The organism is Paraburkholderia aromaticivorans, assembly GCF_002278075.1.
GTDB classification, from domain to species: Bacteria; Pseudomonadota; Gammaproteobacteria; order Burkholderiales; family Burkholderiaceae; genus Paraburkholderia; species Paraburkholderia aromaticivorans.
On record NZ_CP022991.1, the window covers coordinates 45,814 to 65,209 of the forward strand.

Here is a 19,396-nt window from a genome sequence, read left to right on the forward strand (position 1 = left end):
TGGTAACCCGATGCACCTTCCGGCCTGGCAGATTCAACGCACGCACCCGGCCCAGGCAGTTCCCGGAGACGATTGATTTGTCGGCCAATCACCATCACTTCAGGCAGGCGCTGGCGGAACTGTTGAATGGCCCGCCCGGAAATCCCGTGCCCGTGGTAAGCGACGGGCTGCGCAAACGGTCGCTGCGCTTCGGTCCATTGGGCATACAAAGCTCGATGCGCAAGCGCGACCCGTTCGAACTCGACCTCCCGTACACACGGGCCATGATGACCTTCGGGCTCTTCCACCACGCCCCACGAGACATCCTGATCGTGGGGCTGGGCGGAGGATCGTTGTCGAAATACTGCTTCCAGAAGTTTCCATCGGCGCGGGTCACTACGGTCGAAATCGACGCGAATGTGATCGCCTTGCGTGAAATTTTTTTCGTCCCGCCCGATTCGGAAAGATTCCACATCGTGCATGCCGACGCGGCCGCGTATCTTTCACACAGGACGGGCATCGCCGACGTGATCCTGCTCGACGGCTTCGACGCAACGGGTCTGCCCGCTGCCCTGTCCAGCCAGTCGTTTTACGATTCTTGCCGTGCAGCGCTGCGCGACAAAGGGGTTCTCGTGTCAAACCTGCTGAACAATGACGCCCGGCTCGCCACGCACCTCGCCCGCATGCGCCGGGCGTGCGACGCAAACCTGCTCCGCACCACGGCGCAGTGCGGGGCAAACGTTATTGCCGTCGGCTTCAAGCGGAGAACCGTGCCGGGGTGGGACGACCTCCATGCCCGCGCGAAGGCCTTGACGACATCGCTGGGTCTCGACCTGCGTCGCCACGTCAAACGAATGGAACATCATCACCGGGAGGAGTCTGTTTCGGGGTACCCTTCGTCCGGCGAGCCTGCCGTCGAACACGACATCTGACAGCCCCGGAGACAACGGCGATGGAACACTTGCTGGTCATCCACTACGTGCTGCTGGTCGTCGCGGGCTGGCTGATCGTCAGCGTTCTGGGACTCGCCAGCCTGCGACGGACACGGGTGGTCGCGCACGGGCTGTTTCCGGTCGGCGCAGTGTTTGGCCTGGCTCTGTTCGGGCTGGGTCTGACCGGCGTTTTCGCCGGTCCTCAGGAAATCATCCTGCCGCTCGGGTTGCCCGACCTCCCCTTTCATCTTCGGCTCGATGGACTGTCGGCGTATTTCCTGGCTGTGCTCGGCGTGGTAAGCACGGGCGTCAGCGCGTTCTCCGCCGGTTATTTCCGCAAGGGTGAAGGCACGCCGCCCGGCTTACTCTGCTTCGAATATCACGTGTGCCTCGCGAGCATGGCGACGCTGTTACTCGCGGACGACGCGTACAGCTTCATGGTCGCATGGGAAACGATGACCGTGTCGGCAGTTTTTCTTGTCATGACCAATCACCGCATCGCGGAGATCCGTCGAGCCGCTTACCTCTACTTCCTGATCTCCCATGTCGGCGCGCTGGCGCTCCTGTTGTGTTTCGGCCTGCTGCAAGCCAATACCGGCGACTATACGTTTGCCAACATGCGCGAACAGCATCTCGACGTATTCTGGGCCTCCGCCGCATTCCTGCTGGCGCTATTCGGCTTCGGCGCAAAGGCGGGTGTCTTCCCCTTGCATGTTTGGCTACCCGAAGCCCATCCGGCTGCGCCGTCACCCGTGTCCGCCCTCATGAGCGGCTTTATCCTGAAGGCGGGTCTGTACGGCATTCTGCGCACGGTGTTCGACTTGCTGCATGTCCAGTTGTGGTGGTGGGGAGTCTTCGTGCTGGCGCTCGGACTCTTCGCCGCCCTGTTCGGCGTCGTGTTCAGCGCGATCCAGACGGACATGAAACGGCTGCTCGCGTATTCGTCGATCGACAACATCGGGCTGATGTTCGTCAGCATGGGACTGGCGATCCTGTTTCGCGCGTACGGCATGAACAGTCTCGCCGCGCTCTCGTTGACTGCGCTGTTCTACCAGATCGCAAGCCACGCAACGTTCAAAAGCCTGCTGTTTCTCGGCACGGGTTCCGTGCTGCATGCCACCGGCGAACGCAATCTCGGCCGTCTGGGCGGATTGATCCGCGTGATGCCGTGGACCGCATGGGCGGCGCTCGTGGGCGCATTTGCGAGCGCCGGACTGCCGCCGTTGAGCGGGTTCGTCTCCGAATGGCTGTTGCTGCAGAGCTTTCTGTTCACGCCGGGCTTGCCGAACCCGTTCCTGAATATGGTGGTGCCGCTGGTCGCGGCGCTGATCGCGCTGGTGGCCGCGCTGGCGGGCTACACCATGGTGAAGTTCTTCGGCATCGTCTTTCTGGGTCAACCGAGAGAGACGAAGCTGGCGCAAGCGCGCGACGCGAGCCGTTGGGAGCGCATCGGCTTCGTCTGGCTGGCGGCGATATGCGTATTGCTCGGGCTGCTGCCGGTGCAGTTCGTGGCCGTGCTGGACCGCGTCACCCGGACGCTGGTGGGAACCGGCATCGGCGAGGCCGTCGCGCGCAATGGCTGGCTGCTGCTCGCGCCCACCAGCGTAGACCGGGCCAGCTATATGCCGGCTGTTTTTCTGCTGTTCTTCTGCGCGTGCTGCGCGCTCGCCTGGTTACTGGTCCGCCGTCTCTACCACGGGCGCCTGAGGCGCGCGGCGCCGTGGGCCTGCGGCTATCCCTTCGTGACCGCGCGCATGCAGGACACCGCAGAAGGGTTCGGGCAACCCATCCGCGAAATTTTCGCGCCGCTATTCAAGATCGAGCGCCGGCTTCCTTCGCCGTTCGACCAACACCCGGAGTACAGCGTCACCGTGACCGATCGCGCGTGGACCCTGATCTATGCGCCACTGGAACGGCTGATCATGCGCATCGCGGCATTGGCCGGACGCCTTCAGACCGGCCGCATTGCCATGTATCTGATGCATAGCTTCATTGTGCTGATCGTGCTGCTGATGCTGGTGAGACGATGATCACGCTCTCCGGACTGATCTCGCAGGGGCTCGAAATTCTGCTCGCACTCGCGGCCGCTCCGCTGCTCACGGGCTGGGTCAACATGTGCCGCGCCCGCTTACAAAACCGCCGCGCGCCGAGCATCTGGCAGCCTTACCGGATGCTTCACAAGCTGTTCAACAAGGAGTCAGTGGTCGCTAGCCATGCAAGCCCGATATTCCGTGGTGCGCCTTATGTTGTCTGGGCGTGCATGACCCTCGCCTGCGCGATCGTGCCGACGCTCTCGACCGACCTGCCGCTCTCGCCTGCCGCGGACGCAATCGCGCTGGTCGGCCTCTTCGCGCTGGCCCGTGTGACGCTTTCGCTGGCCGCTATGGATATCGGCACCGCGTTCGGCACGCTCGGCGCGCGCCGCGAAATGCTGGTGGGTTTCCTCGCCGAGCCCGCCTTGCTGATGGTCCTGTTCTCGGCATCGCTCATCACGCAGTCCACCTTGCTGACCAGCATCGTCGCCACGCTCAGTCACCGCGAACTGGCAATCTATCCGAGCCTTGCTTTCGCGGGCATCGCGTTCACGATGGTGTCGCTCGCCGAGAACGCGCGTCTGCCTGTCGATAACCCGACTACCCATCTCGAACTCACGATGATCCACGAGGCGTTGATCCTCGAATATTCGGGCCGGCATCTCGCTCTGATGGAATGGGCCGCGAGTCTCAAGCTGTTCGCGTACTCCTGCATCGGCGTTGCCCTGTTCATTCCGTGGGGCATTGCCGAAGCCGGCAATCCGACTGCGCTGCTGTTCGCCATCCCCGCGCTCTTCGTCAAGCTTCTGGCGGGCGGCGCGGTGCTCGCGATAGTCGAGACGAGCAACGCGAAGATGCGCATTTTCCGCGTCCCTGAGTTTCTCGCCACGGCCTTCCTGCTGGCCGTCATCGGGATGCTCGTTCATTTTCTGCTGGGGGCATGAATGCACGGATTCGCCACGCAGATCATCAACTTTCTGGCCGCCATCCTGCTGCTATTGTCGTTTGCGATGTTGAGCCAGCGCCGGATCCTGTCACTCATCCACCTCTACACGCTGCAGGGCCTGACGCTCGTATCCGCCAACCTGGTGCTCGGATACGTGACCGCCGACTCGCACCTCTACATTTCCGCGATGCTGACCCTCGTGCTCAAGGTCGGCCTGATCCCCTGGATTCTCTACAAGCTCGTGCAGCGGCTCAATGTCAGGACGGATGTCGAACCGCTCCTCAATATTCCCGCCACACTACTGGTGGGCATCGTGCTCGTGATCATCGCGTTCAATGTCGCCTCGCCGATCAGCCAGCTCGCCTCGTCGGTCGCGCGCGGCACGCTCGGCATTGCGCTCGCCTGCGTGCTGCTGTCGTTCATGATGATGATCACGCGTGCGAAAGCGATCCCTCAGGTGATCGGCTTCCTGTCGATGGAAAACGGCCTGTTTTTCGCCGCGGCCGCAGCCACTAACGGTATGCCGATGATCGTCGAACTCGGCATTGGACTCGATGTGCTGGTGGGCAGCCTGATCCTCGGCGTGTTCATGTTCCAGATCCGGGAGCAGTTCGACAGTCTGGACATTCATCACCTGGAAAAACTCAAGGATGACTGAAGCCTGGGTACTGCTGCTGGTTTTCGGGATCCCGCTTTTCGCGGGCGCATGTCTGGCGCTCGTGGGACAACACCGTGTCGCGGCGGAACTCAACGTCGGGTTCAGTTTCCTCACATTCGCGGCCGCCGCGCTGCTTGCCGTGCAAACCGTGGCACACGGGCCTGCGTTCGCGCTGGGCAAACTGTTCTTCGTCGATCCGCTCAATGTGTTCCTCGTCGCCCTGACGGCTTTTGTCGGCTGGACCACTTCGATCTTTTCGAGGCCGTACATGCGCATCGAGCGGGACCGGGGCAAGATGACCGGCCCTCGCATGCGCCTCTACCACAGCATGTACCAGCTGTTCATCTTTGCGATGCTGCTCGCGCTGCTCACCAACAACATGGGCATTCTGTGGGTCGCCATGGAAGCCGCCACGCTCGCGACCGTGCTGCTGGTCAGCGTATATCGCACCGCGGCCAGCCTCGAAGCCGCGTGGAAGTACTTCATCCTGTGCGGTGTCGGCATCGCACAGGCGCTGTTCGGCACGATCCTGCTCTATCTTGCCGCGAGCCGGCAACTCGGCGGCGACGAGGCACTGCTCTGGACCAGTCTGAATGCGGTCAAGGGCAGTCTCGACCCGACCATCATTTCGCTCGCGTTCGTGTTCCTGCTGATCGGCTACGGCACCAAGGTCGGCCTCGTGCCGATGCACAACTGGCTGCCCGACGCGCATGCCGAAGGCCCCACGCCGATTTCCGCCGTGCTGTCCGGCCTGCTGCTCAATGTTGCACTCTATGCCGTGCTGCGCTGCAAGGTGCTGGCCGATGGCGCACTCCACAATGGCCTGCCGGGAAACCTGCTGGTTGGCTTCGGATTGGTCTCGGTGCTGGTCGCCACCTTTTCGCTGTTCCGGCAAAAGGACGTCAAGCGGCTTTTTTCGTATTCGTCGATCGAGCACATGGGTCTGATGACGTTCGCCTTCGGACTCGGCGGCCCCGTTGCGACCTTTGCGGGTCTGCTCCACATGACGGTGCATTCGTTGGTGAAGTCGGCCATTTTCTTTACCGTGGGGCATGCGGCCCAGAAGGCTGGCACCCAGGCGATCGACGACATCCGAGGTTTGTTGCGTGTGAGCCCAACCGTCGGCTGGGGCATGATGCTCGGCGCGCTCGCGATCCTCGGCATGCCGCCATTCGGCGTCTTCGCGAGTGAGTTCCTGATCCTGACCACCGCGATGAGCAAGCTGCCGTGGGCCACGCCCTTCCTGTTGCTCGCGCTTGCTGTAGCCTTTGCGGCTATCTTCGTGCGCGTGCAAGGCATGGTGTTCGGCGACTCGACGGCCAAAGTTCTTGAACACCCACCGGCGTTGCTGCCCGTGTTCGTCCATCTCGGCGTCGGGTTGATGCTGGGAGTCTACATTCCGCCCTATCTTGCAACGTGGTATCGGCAGGCGGCGGCCATGATCGTGGGGTGAGACATGCGCATTGAGGCATTCGGGTTTTCCGACCTGGTTCGCCTGTCCGTGTTTGCGGGCAGGTCCTCGGCTTTTCTCGCACATGTCGATTTTGACACGTGGACCCGCACCGCCGGCACCGTGCGCGAGACGGGTGGCCGTCTGATCTCCCTGTGGGGTGCAGAAGAGACTCCGGGCACATTCACTATCTCCGTCGCTTACGCGCTGGAAGACGGCATCTTGTGGCTTAAGTTGCCGGTAGGCGACGGGCATGGGGGCAGCGACGGATACCCGGATATATCGGCGCTCTTTCCGTGCGCGACACGCATGCAACGGGCCGTCTACGATCTGGTCGGGCTGCGCGCGATCGGCGCCGACGATACGCGGCCGTGGCTGAATCACGGCAACTGGCCTGCCGATTACTTCCCGTTGCAGAAATTGTCTTCCGGGACCGAGCAGTTTCAGATCCAGGAAGCGGACTATCCGTTCGTCCACGTCGATGGTGACGGTGTCCACGAGATTGCCGTCGGTCCGATCCACGCAGGCATCATCGAGCCCGGACACTTCCGCTTCTCGGTCGTCGGCGAAAAGGTGTTGCGCCTCGAGGAACGGCTGGGCTATGCGCACCGGGGAATCGAGCGGCTATTCGAACACATGCCCGCGCTCGACGGACACCGTCTCGCAGGACGCATCGCCGGAGACACCACGGTCGCCTTTACGTGGGCCTATTGTATGGCGGTCGAGCGCGCGTTGAATGGACGGATTCCGCCACGCGCGCAGTGGCTGCGTGCGCTATTGCTCGAGCGCGAGCGCATTGCCAATCACCTAGGCGATCTTGGCGCGCTCGGCAACGACGCGGGGTTCGCGTATGGTCTCTCGCAGTTCTCCCGTCTGAAGGAAGACTGGTTACGCCTGAACAATCTGGCTTTCGGGCATCGCTACCTGACGGACCGGATCGTTCCCGGGGGCCTAGCAACGGACCTCGATGCGCGCTTCGTCACCTCGATGCTGACGCAGTGCGATCAGATCGACACGCAAGTCCGCGTCATGCAGCGCATCTACGAGGATCAATCGGGACTGCAGGATCGCTTTGCAGGTACGGGCATACTTTCCGCAAAATTGGCGGAGCACTTCGGTGTGTGCGGGCCGGTCGGACGTGCGAGCGGCCGGAAAATCGACATGCGCATCGATCACCCTTACGCGCCCTACCACGAGGTTCAGGTGCAGATGGTCAGCGATGACCGGGGCGATGTGGCAGCCCGGGTCGCGGTCAGGTTCAGCGAAATCTACGAGTCCACCCGGTTGATCCGCACCCTCCTGGCCGATCTGCCTGGTGGTGCCATCGTCTCCCGGATCGAATACAGTGGCTCGCCATCCTGCGGGGTCGGTTGGATCGAAGGCTGGCGGGGCGATGTATTCATCGCACTCGAGACCGGGGCTGACGGAACCATTTTGCGCTGTCACTGCCATGACCCGTCGTGGCAGAACTGGCCGGCCCTGGAGCACGCGATCATCGGCAATATCGTTCCGGATTTCCCGCTGATCAACAAGTCGTTCAATCTGAACTACGCGGGACACGACCTGTAATGTGGCAACTTCTCAAACAGATCGCGACAACCGGCACACCGACTCAACGCCTGCCCGAGGGCGATGACGCATGGCGCTCCGAAGGCCACAGTATCCAGCAGGAAATACTCGACGTGCTGGGTCGGGCGCTGTGCATTCGCGAGATCGATGCGGGCTCCTGCAACGGCTGCGAACTGGAAATCCATGCGCTCAACAACCCGTACTACAACATCGAAGGTCTGGGTATCAAGTTCGTCGCGAGTCCCCGTCACGCCGACATGCTGCTCGTCACTGGCCCGCTGACACTGAACATGAAGGAAGCAGTGCTGCGGGCCTACGAGGCAGCGCCGCATCCGAAGCTCGTCGTCGCGGCCGGCGAGTGCGCCTGCACAGGCGGCATGTTCAAGGAAAGCTACGCCGTGTGTGGGCCGCTCTCGAAACTTCTCCCTGTCGACGTCACGGTACCCGGTTGTCCGCCGCCCCCCATCGATATCCTGAGAGGCATTCTCGCCGCGCTTCGTGTGAAACGCACGACGCTCAAGCCATGATCACCAGCCGTGACAAATGCCGCTGACAGTGTTCCTGGTTGAGGGTTCCGTGCGGGATCCATGTGTGATGGCTACTCCAATACGCCACACTGATGTTTATAAGGACGACGCGCGATGAGTGAGCAATTGAGCAGGCTGAAAGCAATTGGTAGGGTATGGCCACAGGTGCTGACGATGATCGCCTTCATGGTGGCGATCAGCTTACGCTTTCCGTTGTGGTTTGTGATGCTCTCAGCAGTCATCAACGGCACCGCCGTGACATACCTCACGCGATCCTACGCGTCCTCGCCGTCGCGCAGGGGCGGTGACCCGTTCCTCGGCGCTATCGTGATCGGCAGCGGACTGGCGTCTATCGCCCTGACTTTGAAGTGGTGGGGCGTGGAACAGCAGTCGAAGCTCGCACCCGGTGCGCTCTTGCGTAGGGCCGGCCATACCGAAGTCACTTCAGATCCAGCGTTGGCATGGTCAAGCGTCGTGACCCAGTGGGGCTCCTGCGCGATCTTTCTGGTAATTGTAGCGGTGTGGGGGCTGGGTAGCGCACGTGCCGACTGAATCCCGAACCCGCCCAGCGCGTCAGTCGACGTTTCCCGCGCATGGGTGAAAACCTGAAATCCACAGTCACCGTTACCAGCCGTCGCAGCGGTCCAGGCGATGGGGGAAAACAAGCACCGGGAAGGCTGCGACCAAGGCGCGGGCTACGATGTACGTGCGGAGCGGAGAAGGCATCTATTCAGACGGCTGCCTGCTGGATTCCTCAACACGGCCCGCACCGGTCTGCGCCTGCTCCCGGACGACGAGAACCGGGATCCGACAGTGCGTAAGCACCTTCAGGGTCTCACTGCCGAGCAACAAGGCACGCATGCCGCCTCGGCCGTGGGATGCCATGACAATGAGATCACAGCTTCGTTGCGCTGCCACGCTGATAATCGCCTCATACGGGTGAGCGTGGTTTTTGGTAACCGTATCGCACTCGACACCGGCCTGGGTAGCCGCTTTTGTGACGGCCTGCAGATAGTTATCCGCATGCTGCCGGGTAACCTGAATGAACTGGTCCTCGGTGTCCGCGATCATTTCAGTGCCATACGCAAGGACATGGAATTCCGGAATGACATGGAGCCCAGTGACCTTTGCGCCGCTTTCCGTGGCAAGCGTCACCGCCATCTGGATAGCGGCGTCGGAAAGTGTGGAACCATCGGTCGGCACCAGCACATGCTTGAACATACGTTTCTCCCAGCGGCCAGGTCTGCTCGTCCTGAAGTCCTGCCCAGAGCCCGCCGCTCGAGCCAGGCACACCTGAAACAAGGCGACTTCTTTCAGTATAGTCAGCTTGATGAAGCCTGCCAGGTCGACTGCTTCTGTGGCAAAGTGCCGCGCGTCAACCTCACCGAAGTCAGATACATTCGACAGGCATCCGGCGTCGTTCCGGGTTCGCTCAGAGCGCACCAGACGCTCGGCCTGCGGCTTGTCGCAGGCCGTCCCGCCACTCGGCTGCTTCCTGCCGATGCGATGCACCAGATCAAACGTTGGGTCAGCCCGATCGTGACTCAAGCATCTTCCCGAAAATCTGCAATGACGCCCATCAAGTTCATACTCCGCTACACGGCTGTGCCGTTCATGGCAATCGTCGCCGTCGTATCTTGGGCCTCACTTCATTCGTCTGCCGAAATCGATGCCCGACAGTACGCGGCATTATCGGGCGCCTATGCAAGCTTCCCGGTGGATCTTCGACGAGATATCAGACAGGCTCTGCAATCGGGGAAGCTGAGCAAGTGGGATTATTCGTCGCTGGTACGGGAATCCCTCAACGATGGAGTTGTTCTCGACTGGCCGTCCGACGATAAGGAGGACGTCGCTACCGAGCGGGAAAAGCTGGCTGCGCTCGTCAAGGCGGACCGACCCTGAGCCGCGCCACTCACTGAGTTATCGGTATAGATACACCACGCTCGTTGTCTGGGATTCCACCCCGTTCTGTTGATAAGGCATCCATATTTATAGAAAGTGGCCTGGCCAGACCGGCCTTGATTTCCTCCCTGGCTAGCGGACTCTCTCGCGAAAGACTGGTGGCGAATCAGGTATTGCCAGTCCCTCCACGGCGGCTTCAAAGCCGTCCGGCATGCCGGCGGCTGGCGAACCTAGCGTGAGTCGTGCGCCCGCCGCCTGGGCGATCGCATTTACGATCGCCAGCCCGAGGCCGCTTCCTTTCGCTGTGGTGGTCCCGCGTTCGAACGGCTGGCTCAGACGCGCGAGCGTCTCAGAGGGTACGATAGGCCCTCGGTTCCGGACGCTCAAGGTGCCGCCGCTCGTGAGCGTGATACGAACGGCGGTTGCGTCCGTACCGTGCTTGACGGCGTTTTCAATAAGGTTGCGCGCGAGAATGGCGAAGGCGTCCTGGTCGATGCGCGACAATACGGGTTCATCGGGCTGGGTCAGTGCGAGCTGATTAGATCGTGCAATGCGCCGGACATCGTCGACCACGAGTTGAAGGACAGGCCGCAAGTCTTGCACGATATCAGAGAGGACGTGGGCGCCTTCCGCCCGAGCTAATTGCATGAGCTTTTCGCTGAGTCGCACGAGCGTCTGCAAAGTGATCTCGACGTTTCGCGCACGTTGCTCGATTGGCGTGCCTTGTGCCTCGGCTACCAGGCGTTGCGTTTGCGCAAGTGCTGCCGCAATCGGCGTGCGAAGCTCGTGCGCACTGTTGGCCGTGAAGCTGCGCTCGGCGCTCAGTGCCCGGTCAAGCCGCTGCATCAGGTCGTTGACCGCGTCAGCTATGGGCTCGATTTCCGTAGGCATGCCAGCCTTGGCGAGCGGAGTGAGATCGTCGCGGCCTCTAGAGGCAACACCCTCGCAAAACAGGCTGATCGGACGCAATCCTGTCTTCACGATCAGCCACGTGCCGACGAGACCAAACAAGATGAGAACAAGGAGCGGCTCGATCACCGCAAGTGCGGCCCGGGTGCTGACGTGACGGCGCTCAACCAGGGGTTCCGCAACCGCGAGCAGTACCGTTCCTTGCAGGACCGTTTCCGTATAAATCCGGTGGCTGGCCGTCGACGTGAAGCCTGCCTTCAGATCAGCCGGGAAGACCCCAGGGTCCGCGTCATGAGACTGCAGGACGGTCTTGCCGGTTTGGTCGCGCACGATATAGGTGAGCAGCTCGTCGTGCGCGCGTACGGCCGCTACGCGCTGTCCGGTGCTGCCTTGCGTATTTAGATCAAGGATATCCGTGACGGCCAGCGGCACGAGCCGCTGCGCCGTCTCCTGCAAGGCGCTGTCCGAGATCCGGTCGATTTCGTCTTGCAGGACATGAAACGCCGCTGCTCCTACAAGGAGCGACAGTGCGGCCAGGCCAACGGCAAGCGCTACTGCGAGGCGCGCCTGGAGGCTGTGCAGCATCGCTAGCACTGCCTGAGTTTGTAGCCGAGGCCACGCGCCGTCTCGATCAGGTCGCCCCCCAGCTTCTTGCGCAGCCGGCTCATGTGCACCTCGATAGTGTTGCTGCCGATTTCGGCGTTAAACGAGTAAAGGCGCTCTTCCAGCTGCGCCTTTGAAAGAATCATGCCCTGTCGCTGAATGAACGCCTCGAGCAATGCCCATTCGCTGGCGGTAAGGGAAATGGACCGGCCCTCTCGACGGATGCTGTGGGCAGCCAGATCGATCTGCAAATCGCCCAGTGTGACAAATGGGTTGGGATTGCCTGAATACCGGCGAGCAACGGCGTTGACGCGCGCGGTGAGCTCGGATAGATCGAATGGCTTGACAAGATAGTCGTCGGCGCCAGCGTTTAATCCGGCGATGCGGTTGGCGACCTGGTCGAGCGCCGTCAGGATCACCACGGGTACCGACGAGCCGGATACACGCAATTCACGCAGAAAATCGATTCCCTTGCCGTCCGGCAGCAGCAGGTCCAGCAGGATGAGATCGTAGTTCGCGGCTTGCACGTAGCGCCGGGCGTCGCCCAGGGTCGTGACGTAGTCGGTGGAATGTCCGTCCCGCGTGATCTGGTCCCGGACGGCTTGGCCGAGCAGCGGATCGTCCTCGACAAGCAGTACTCTCATGCGATAGTCCCGGCGGTTGTTATCGCAAACTGTGCTACGCCAAGCTTACGCCAGGCTGAAGAAAAATCTTTTCGTTCGCAAGGCTGGCTTCAGGTATGGGTCGCATTGTAGAGCCTGTCAGGACAAAACCACACGCCCCGTCATGAAACGACCGCCGCTCGGAAGAATTATTGCCATCGCGTCCTTTGTAGCGCTATGCGCCGGCGTTGTTCAGCTGGCGCAGGCAGACGAGGACTGCACCGCACCGCTCACGAACTGGAAACCGGTCAGCGAGATCGATGCGCTAGCCAGAAAACAAGGCTGGAACGTGAGTCGGGTCAGGACGGATGACGGTTGCTACGAGATCCGTGGACTCGACGCGCAGGGGCGGCACTTCAAAGCCAAAGTCGATCCGGCCACGCTCGCGATCATCCGGCTGAAGACCGATGGCGACGCCCGGGACGAGCGCCACGGTGAAGACGGCGGTGAGCGCGAGGAGCAGAGCGGCCCGCGACCGGGTGCGGCAGGACCGCGCACGCCCAACGACAAACCGGGTAACGCGGCAAGCGGCGCGCAGCCATCCAATGGGCTATTGACCCCGGGGAGCCGGCCGCAGGTTCAGATCCGCTGACCTGCGAGAACCGTCGTCGCAACACGCTTTCGTCATACGCAAATCAACGCTGACGCAGGGTAAGTGTGCTGTCTCGCCCGGCGTAGCCACTATTGAAGAGGACAGGTCATGAAATACACATTCCCTATTGCAGCGCTTGCCGGTGCACTCGCGATTCCCTCGCTGGCGTTCGCTCGCCCCGTCACGATTGAAGCGCAATTGACCAATTACGGCGGTGACGGTGCGTACGTGGTGATGTACGTCACCGACCGGGCTGGCCGCTATCAGGGCACGCTGTGGATGGCAGGCGAGAAGGCGAAGTATTACAGGCACCTGAGCGCCTGGTACCGGATGACGGGAAATGGCGCGGCAAGGATCGACGGCATTACGGGTGCGAGCGTTGGTGCCGGCAGGACGCTGAAGGCGACGCTCGATCTTGCCGATACGCTAATCGACGCCGGCTATGAAATTCACGTGGATACCGCAGTGGAGAACATGAACGAGAACCCGTCCGAGGTGGTCGTTCCATTGACGACATCGGGAACCGGAAAGTCTGTCAAAGGGCGCGGCTATGTGAAAGCGTTTCGCTATACGTTGTGAGGAACACCATGCTTCGCAAGCTTCATTCGCTGCCCGGACTGATCGCCGCCATCATCCTGATGGTCGCGGCGATCTCCGGTGCGATGCTATCTCTGAACCCGGCGATCGAACGCGCAGGTGTAGTTCAGGTTAGCCAGCATTCGCTCGACGCCGCGACGCTCACCGAACGTGTGAAGGCCCGTTACCCCGGGCTCGAGAAGATCGTGCGAAAGCCCTCGGGCGCCGTCATTGCCTATTATTCGTCAGGCGGCGAATCTGGCGCCGCTCGCATCGATCCCGTGACGGGCGACGGTATCGAACCTTATGCACTGTCGACCACCACGCGCTGGCTGACCAATCTCCATCGCAAGCTGCTCATCGGCGATGCCGGGCGCGTCGCAACCGGCGTCGGGGCGGGTTTGATGCTGCTGCTGGCCGCATCCGGCCTTGCGCTACTCGAACGCCGTATGGGCGGCTGGGCGAAGCTGTTCGGCCGCATTCGAGGTAGCGGTCTGCAGCGAATCCACAATGAGGTTGCCCGCGTCGCCATTCTCGGGCTGACGCTCTCGGCTGCAACAGGGCTCGTCCTGTCGTTGACGACCTTCGAGTTGATCCCCGAACGAGCCACGGCGCAACTTCCGTTTCCGGCCTCCGTGAGCACCGGCGCCCCGCTTGCAGTGAATCGCGTTGCTGCGCTCAGGAACGTCGATATAACCGACCTGCGTGAACTGATGTTGCCCTCCCCCCAGAACTCGGGCGACGTCTACGCGTTGCGGACATCGAGCGGCACCGGCTACATCGACCCGTCGTCAGGGAAATGGCTCGCGTGGCAGGCCAATGACGCGTGGCAGCGTTTTCACGAGGTCGTATTCATGCTTCATACGGGCGAGGGGCTGTGGTGGCTCGCGCTGATCCTCGGGCTCGCGAGCGCGTCGGTGCCGGTTTTGGCGATTACTGGAGCATGGCTATGGGTGCGGCGTCGCCGCGCGACGGTAAAAGTTCAAGACAACGTGAGCGCGGGTCAGGCCGATACGGTCATTCTCGTGGGAAGTGAAGGAAACAGCACCTGGGCGTTTGCTGCCGCAATTCATCAGGCGCTGACGCGCGCGAATTTTCGCGTGCATATAGCGCCGATGAACGATCTTTCCTCACGCCACTGCAAGGCGCAACGCCTGATCGTGCTGACTTCGACGTATGGCGATGGCGATGCACCGTCCAACGCCACGCAGTATTTGAGCAAGCTCGCGAGCATGAACGACTATGTTCCACCCGCGTTTGCCGTCCTCGGTTTTGGGGATCGCCAGTTCCCGCATTTCTGTGGTTATGCGCAAACCGTGCACGATGCGTTGATCGCCAAAGGCGGCCAGGCGCTCATCGAGTGCAGCAGCGTTGACCGGCAGTCGGAGAGCACGTTCAGGAAGTGGACCGAGCAACTGGGTATCGCACTCGACGTGCGACTCGACGTGCGACTCGACGTGCGCTACCAGCCGTCGCTACCGCGCACCGTCTCCCTGACGCTTGTGGAGCGCAAGGACTATGGACTCGACTCTGGGCGTGTCACGTCGGTGTTGCGCTTTGTCCGCAGCACACAGCGCAATCGGCGGTGGCACACCCCGCTGCAAAGGGCTCTGCCGTCATTCGACGCGGGCGACCTGCTAGGAGTGATCCCGCCCGGCGACACCGTGCCGAGGTTCTACTCGCTCGCGAGCGCTTCGCGAGATGGTTTTATCGAAATCTGCGTGCGCAGGCATGCGCATGGGGCCTGCTCTGGCTATCTGACAGCTTTGCAGCCCGGCAACGCGATTCAGGCGTTCATTCGCCGGAACCCTGCGTTCAGACCCCCGGCGGGAAAGGCGCCAATCATTCTTATCGGCGCCGGGACGGGCATCAGCCCATTCGTCGGCTTCATCCGGCAAAACTCGGCGGGGCGGCCCATGCATCTGTATTTTGGTGCCAGACGCTCAGGCGAGTCGTTCCTGTACGACGAAGAATTGCAGAACCTGGTCGGCAACCGCCGGCTGACGGCTTTCAAGACCGCCTTCTCGTGCCCCGCACGGAAGACCTACGTGCAGGAGCGACTCATGGCCGACGCGCCAACGCTTCGTGAACTCGCAGCCTGCGGAGCGCAGATCATGGTGTGCGGAGGCAGAGACATGGCCAACGGCGTGGCCCGAGCGTGGGAACACATTCTGGATGGCTCCGGTCTTTCCGTGAACGAGATGAGATTGAAGGGAAGATATGTCGAAGATGTCTATTGAAGGACCGATGGCCGGTTGTCCCGAGCGCTATACGTTCAACGGACCGACGATGGGCACCCGATACAGCGTGCAATGCTACGCGCCGGCGGGGTTGGACCGCGCCCTGATCGCTTCTGAACTGGATGCGGCGGTACGAGCGGTAGACGAGGAAATGTCGAACTGGAAGAACAGTTCCGATTTGACACGCTTGAACAGAGCCGAACCCGACGTCTGGGTGCCGATATCCCGCAATCTTGCGACGGTGCTGGTGCGTGCGACGGAGATGGGGCGCGAGACAGACAATGCGTTCAACGCAGGTGTCGGCGATGTGGTGGATCAGTGGGGCTTCGGCCCATCCAACGCGCCGCGGCCAACCATGCGGGAAGCCTCGCGCGAACGACCCCGACGCCCGCTGGTCGAACTGCTCGACGTCGACGTGGAGCAGTGTCGCGCTCGCAAGCAGGCGCACGTGACCCTCGACTTGTGCGGTATCGCCAAAGGCTTCGGCGTAGACGAATTGGCGCGTGTGCTGGACAGTCATGACGTTCGGTCGTGGCTTGTCGGAATCGACGGTGAGATGCGTGCGCGAGGCACAAAGCCTGGCCAGGCACTGTGGGCAATCGCGATCGAGCGTCCCGACTATGAACGCCGGGAGGCGCTCGGCGTGATCGAACTAACGGATATCGCGGTCGCGACTTCGGGGGACTATCGTCACTGGAGCGAATGCGAGGGCAAGCGCATCTCGCATGTCGTGGATCCGCGCACAGGTGAGCCCTTATGCAACGGGGTCGCGTCGGTCACAGTGCTGGCGAGGTCCTGCATGGACGCGGATGCTTATGCAACCGCTCTCATGGTGTTGGGGCCTCAGAAAGGCCTGGATTTCGCACGCCGCAAGCAGCTGGACGCACTTTTTCTGCTGCGCGATGGCGCACAAATGCTGGCGATCGGCACGGGTTTGTTTGATGCGGGTTTCAACGGTATAGAAGTCCCCGGCGGATAAGGTGTTTCTCGAGCTCGACCAGAACGAACACCACACTGGAGAGCAGAACACACATTGCCAGCTCAGTCATATTAAGCGCGGTCGTCCGGAAAACGGTGTTCAACATGGGTACATAGATCGTCGCCAGTTGAAGCGCAAAGGTGAGCAGCACCGCGCCCACAAGCGGCATGTTTGAACGCGCTCCCCGCGCGAAAAACGACGCTTGCTCCGATCGGATGGCAAGTACGTGTCCCATCTGGGAGAGTGTGAGCACCGTAAAGGTCATTGTCTGCCAATGTGCCGACGCGACGTGGATGGCGTATGCCTGCGTTAGCAGCGTGACACCGGCCATTGCGAGCCCAACCCAGACGATGTGCTGCCACATGCCGCGGGCAAAGATGCTTTCCCCGGGGGGCCGTGGTGGACGTAGCATGACGCCCGTCTCCGCCGGTTCGGCCGCCAGCGCCAGCCCCGGCAGTCCATCGGTGACCAGGTTAATCCACAGGATGTGTATGGGAAGCAAGGGAATCGGCAGACCGAGGAATGGCGCGAGAAAAATAGTCCATATCTCGGCCGAATTGCACGTTAAGGCGTAGCGAATGAACTTGCGTACGTTATCGAAGATTCGCCGCCCCTCTTCGACGGCACCGACGATGGTGGCGAAATTGTCGTCCAGCAGCACGATACTGGCCGCATCCCGCGCGACGTCGGTGCCCTTTTTGCCCATCGCAATGCCGATATCCGCGCCTGCGAGCGCCGGTGCATCGTTCACGCCGTCGCCGGTCATCGCGACGAACTGGCCGTGCGCCCGAGCCGCCTCGACGATCCTGATCTTTTGCGCCGGGTCCACCCGGGCAAACACGCGGGTATGCACAACCTGCGCGACTAGAGCTTCATTCGTGAGTCGACTGAGTTCCTGGCCGGTCAACACGGTGTCCCCGGGGGCAAGGATGCCGAGTTCGCGAGCGATAGCGCACGCGGTTACGGGATGATCCCCCGTAACCATTACGGGAGTGATTCCTGCCGATCTGCAGGCCGCAACCGCCTGCCGGACGTCGGGCCTCGGGGGATCACGCATGCCAGCCAGGCCAAGCAAAGTGAGGCCGCATTCGATTTCTTCGATATTGCAACCGGCAGGCAGACTGTCCCACTTCCGGCTCGCAACGGCGAGTACACGAAGACCACTTTCCGCCATCGCCTCAGCCGCCGCCAGCACGCGTTCGTGGTCCACAGCGACCATACCGTGATCTGGGAGGGATGCGTTGCAACGTTCAATGACCGTCTCAGGTGCGCCCTTCGTGTAAGCAATAAATCCGGTTTCGCTGCGGTGAATCGTCGTCATCCGCTTGCGATCAGAGTCAAACGGGAACTCCAGGAAGCGCGGGCTCGTGACTTCGAGCGCGCTCTTGTCGAAGCCAGCGTCAGCGGCCACTCTCCACAACGCAACCTCGGTCGGATCGCCAGCGACCTCCCCGCCCGCAGCACGGCTAACGTTGTTGCATAACGCCAATGCCTCCAGCAAGCATCTCGCAGCAGGCCTTTTTGTATCGAACGATGCGATTGGTAACCGCACGCCATCAGCGTACAGCTCAGTTGTGCACATCTCGTTCAGGGTCAATGTGCCAGTCTTGTCGGTACAGATCCAGCTCACGGACCCCAAGGTTTCGACCGCAGGCAAACGTCGCACCAGGGCATTGTGTCGTGCCATATTGCGCGCACCAAGGGCAAGCATCACGGTCACCACTGCGGGTAAAGCTTCAGGGATAGCGGCGACGGCAAGACTCAGGCTCGTGAGAAGCATGAGCAGCACTGGCTCGCCCCGCAGCACACCCGTCGCAAAGATGATCGCGCAGATCACAAGAATCATCATGGCCAGCCGGCGGCCAAACGCTGCAAGGCGCTTTTGCAGCGGCGTCTGGACTACGGGTGCCGCTTCGATCATCCCGGCGATCTTGCCGAGTTCGGTGGCCATGCCGGTAGCAACGGCAATGCCTCGTGCTCGACCGTAGGTGACAACAGTGCCCTTGAAAGCCACATTTGTCCGGTCGGCGAGTTGTAGCGAAGCGTCGTCAAGCGACGCGGTGCCCTTCTCTACCGGCAGCGACTCCCCGGTGAGAACCGCTTCGGCGATCTTCAGCCCGGACGCCTCGGCAAGGCGAAGATCGACGGGAACGGTAGAACCGGTATCCAGCAAAACGACGTCGCCCTGCACAATGCCCGATGCCGGGACCGTTTGACATTCGCCTTCGCGAATGACTGTCGCCTGCAGCCTGGCGAGTTGTGCGAGCGACGCCATCACACGCTCGGCGCGATAGTCCTGGATGAAGCCGACTGTGGCGTTAAGCAATACGATCGAGACGATCACGAGCGCGTCCGCGGCCTCGCCGATCAGGCCCGACACGAGAGCCGCCGCCAACAGAGCGACGATCATGAAGTCCTTGAACTGACAGGTCAGCATGTCAAGGACGCTCCGGCGCCGCTGCTCACGAATCTCGTTCGGCCCGTCTTTGGCGAGGCGCCGATGCGCCTCTGCCAGTGTCAGACCATAATCGCAATCGGTGCCCAGTTGCATGGCGATGGTCGCGACCTGCATTGCGTGCCATTTGTCGGAACCTTCTGCCTCAGGGCTAATCGTGCGCGTCGGAGTCAACATGGACCGATCCTTCTGTACGAGAGTCGACGAACGTCGCATTGAAGAGGTACGCGGCAAGTGCCAGTATCGGTGCGGGTCAGACTCGCTGATTGACCTTTATCAACCAGTACCGTGCAGGTAGGGGCAGATCATATGGTCTCCGGTGTCGTATCTGGAGCATTGTTTCGGCCTGCGATGACTGCCCAGATACAGAAATGCCGAATCCAC

At 61.6% G+C, this 19,396-nt stretch carries 17 protein-coding genes; 13 read left to right on the top strand and 4 right to left on the bottom strand.

Translation table 11 applies throughout. The features are described 5' to 3' along the window. The first annotated feature begins 77 nt into the window (after positions 1-77). The 8 genes from CJU94_RS33265 (at position 78) to CJU94_RS33300 (ending at position 8,646) form a co-directional block, all read left to right on the top strand. Complete coding sequence (locus CJU94_RS33265) at positions 78-911, top strand: fused MFS/spermidine synthase (RefSeq protein WP_095422941.1); 834 nt, start codon at positions 78-80, stop codon at positions 909-911. 20 nt (positions 912-931) lie between these two features. Then, positions 932-2,941, top strand: coding sequence for a hydrogenase 4 subunit B (gene hyfB, locus CJU94_RS33270; protein WP_095422942.1), 2,010 nt, complete (start codon positions 932-934; stop codon positions 2,939-2,941). Next, on the top strand, positions 2,938-3,888 hold the full coding sequence (locus CJU94_RS33275; protein WP_095422943.1) for a respiratory chain complex I subunit 1 family protein: 951 nt from the start codon (positions 2,938-2,940) through the stop codon (positions 3,886-3,888). Before hyfB ends, CJU94_RS33275 begins: the two co-directional genes overlap by 4 nt. Continuing rightward, on the top strand, positions 3,889-4,548 hold the full coding sequence (locus CJU94_RS33280) for a formate hydrogenlyase (RefSeq protein ID WP_091802611.1): 660 nt from the start codon (positions 3,889-3,891) through the stop codon (positions 4,546-4,548). Next, on the top strand, positions 4,541-6,001 hold the full coding sequence (locus CJU94_RS33285; protein WP_095422944.1) for a hydrogenase 4 subunit F: 1,461 nt from the start codon (positions 4,541-4,543) through the stop codon (positions 5,999-6,001). The genes CJU94_RS33280 and CJU94_RS33285 overlap by 8 nt, the downstream gene beginning before the upstream one ends. 3 nt (positions 6,002-6,004) lie before the next feature. Further along, positions 6,005-7,567 (top strand): hydrogenase large subunit, encoded by a 1,563-nt coding sequence (locus CJU94_RS33290; protein ID WP_095422945.1) that lies wholly within the window; start codon positions 6,005-6,007, stop codon positions 7,565-7,567. Then, entirely contained in the window at positions 7,567-8,094 is a 528-nt protein-coding gene (locus CJU94_RS33295) for an NADH-quinone oxidoreductase subunit B family protein (RefSeq protein ID WP_095422946.1), read from the top strand. Before CJU94_RS33290 ends, CJU94_RS33295 begins: the two co-directional genes overlap by 1 nt. Before the next feature lie 114 nt (positions 8,095-8,208). Beyond that, positions 8,209-8,646 (top strand): hypothetical protein, encoded by a 438-nt coding sequence (locus CJU94_RS33300; protein WP_095422947.1) that lies wholly within the window; start codon positions 8,209-8,211, stop codon positions 8,644-8,646. Positions 8,647-8,820: 174 nt separating this feature from the next. Here CJU94_RS33300 and CJU94_RS33305 read toward each other — a convergent pair whose 3' ends face one another. Beyond that, positions 8,821-9,315, bottom strand: coding sequence for a universal stress protein (locus CJU94_RS33305; protein WP_095423388.1), 495 nt, complete (start codon positions 9,313-9,315; stop codon positions 8,821-8,823). A 348-nt stretch (positions 9,316-9,663) separates the two neighbouring features. Between CJU94_RS33305 and CJU94_RS33310 the strand changes: the two genes are divergently transcribed. Beyond that, positions 9,664-9,996 (top strand): hypothetical protein, encoded by a 333-nt coding sequence (locus tag CJU94_RS33310; RefSeq protein ID WP_091808781.1) that lies wholly within the window; start codon positions 9,664-9,666, stop codon positions 9,994-9,996. Positions 9,997-10,128: 132 nt separating this feature from the next. Here CJU94_RS33310 and CJU94_RS33315 read toward each other — a convergent pair whose 3' ends face one another. Together CJU94_RS33315 and CJU94_RS33320 are read right to left on the bottom strand one after the other, a co-directional pair. Further along, complete coding sequence (locus CJU94_RS33315; protein ID WP_095422948.1) at positions 10,129-11,490, bottom strand: ATP-binding protein; 1,362 nt, start codon at positions 11,488-11,490, stop codon at positions 10,129-10,131. A gap of 2 nt (positions 11,491-11,492) precedes the next feature. Next, positions 11,493-12,152, bottom strand: a complete 660-nt coding sequence (locus CJU94_RS33320) for a response regulator transcription factor (RefSeq protein ID WP_095422949.1) — start codon at positions 12,150-12,152, stop codon at positions 11,493-11,495. 142 nt (positions 12,153-12,294) lie between these two features. Between CJU94_RS33320 and CJU94_RS33325 the strand changes: the two genes are divergently transcribed. The 4 genes from CJU94_RS33325 to CJU94_RS33340 all read left to right on the top strand — a co-directional run bounded on the left by CJU94_RS33325 (position 12,295) and on the right by CJU94_RS33340 (position 16,557). Beyond that, positions 12,295-12,762: a PepSY domain-containing protein gene (locus CJU94_RS33325; RefSeq protein ID WP_095422950.1), complete on the top strand. Its 468-nt coding sequence runs from the start codon at positions 12,295-12,297 to the stop codon at positions 12,760-12,762. A gap of 108 nt (positions 12,763-12,870) precedes the next feature. Continuing rightward, on the top strand, positions 12,871-13,341 hold the full coding sequence (locus tag CJU94_RS33330) for a DUF2271 domain-containing protein (protein WP_095422951.1): 471 nt from the start codon (positions 12,871-12,873) through the stop codon (positions 13,339-13,341). An 8-nt stretch (positions 13,342-13,349) separates the two neighbouring features. Then, entirely contained in the window at positions 13,350-15,578 is a 2,229-nt protein-coding gene (locus CJU94_RS33335) for a PepSY domain-containing protein (RefSeq protein ID WP_095422952.1), read from the top strand. Beyond that, complete coding sequence (locus CJU94_RS33340) at positions 15,559-16,557, top strand: FAD:protein FMN transferase (RefSeq protein WP_425272241.1); 999 nt, start codon at positions 15,559-15,561, stop codon at positions 16,555-16,557. Before CJU94_RS33335 ends, CJU94_RS33340 begins: the two co-directional genes overlap by 20 nt. Here CJU94_RS33340 and CJU94_RS33345 read toward each other — a convergent pair. Further along, positions 16,529-19,189 (bottom strand): cation-translocating P-type ATPase, encoded by a 2,661-nt coding sequence (locus CJU94_RS33345; protein ID WP_095422953.1) that lies wholly within the window; start codon positions 19,187-19,189, stop codon positions 16,529-16,531. The genes CJU94_RS33340 and CJU94_RS33345 overlap by 29 nt on opposite strands. Positions 19,190-19,396: the final 207 nt, after the last annotated feature.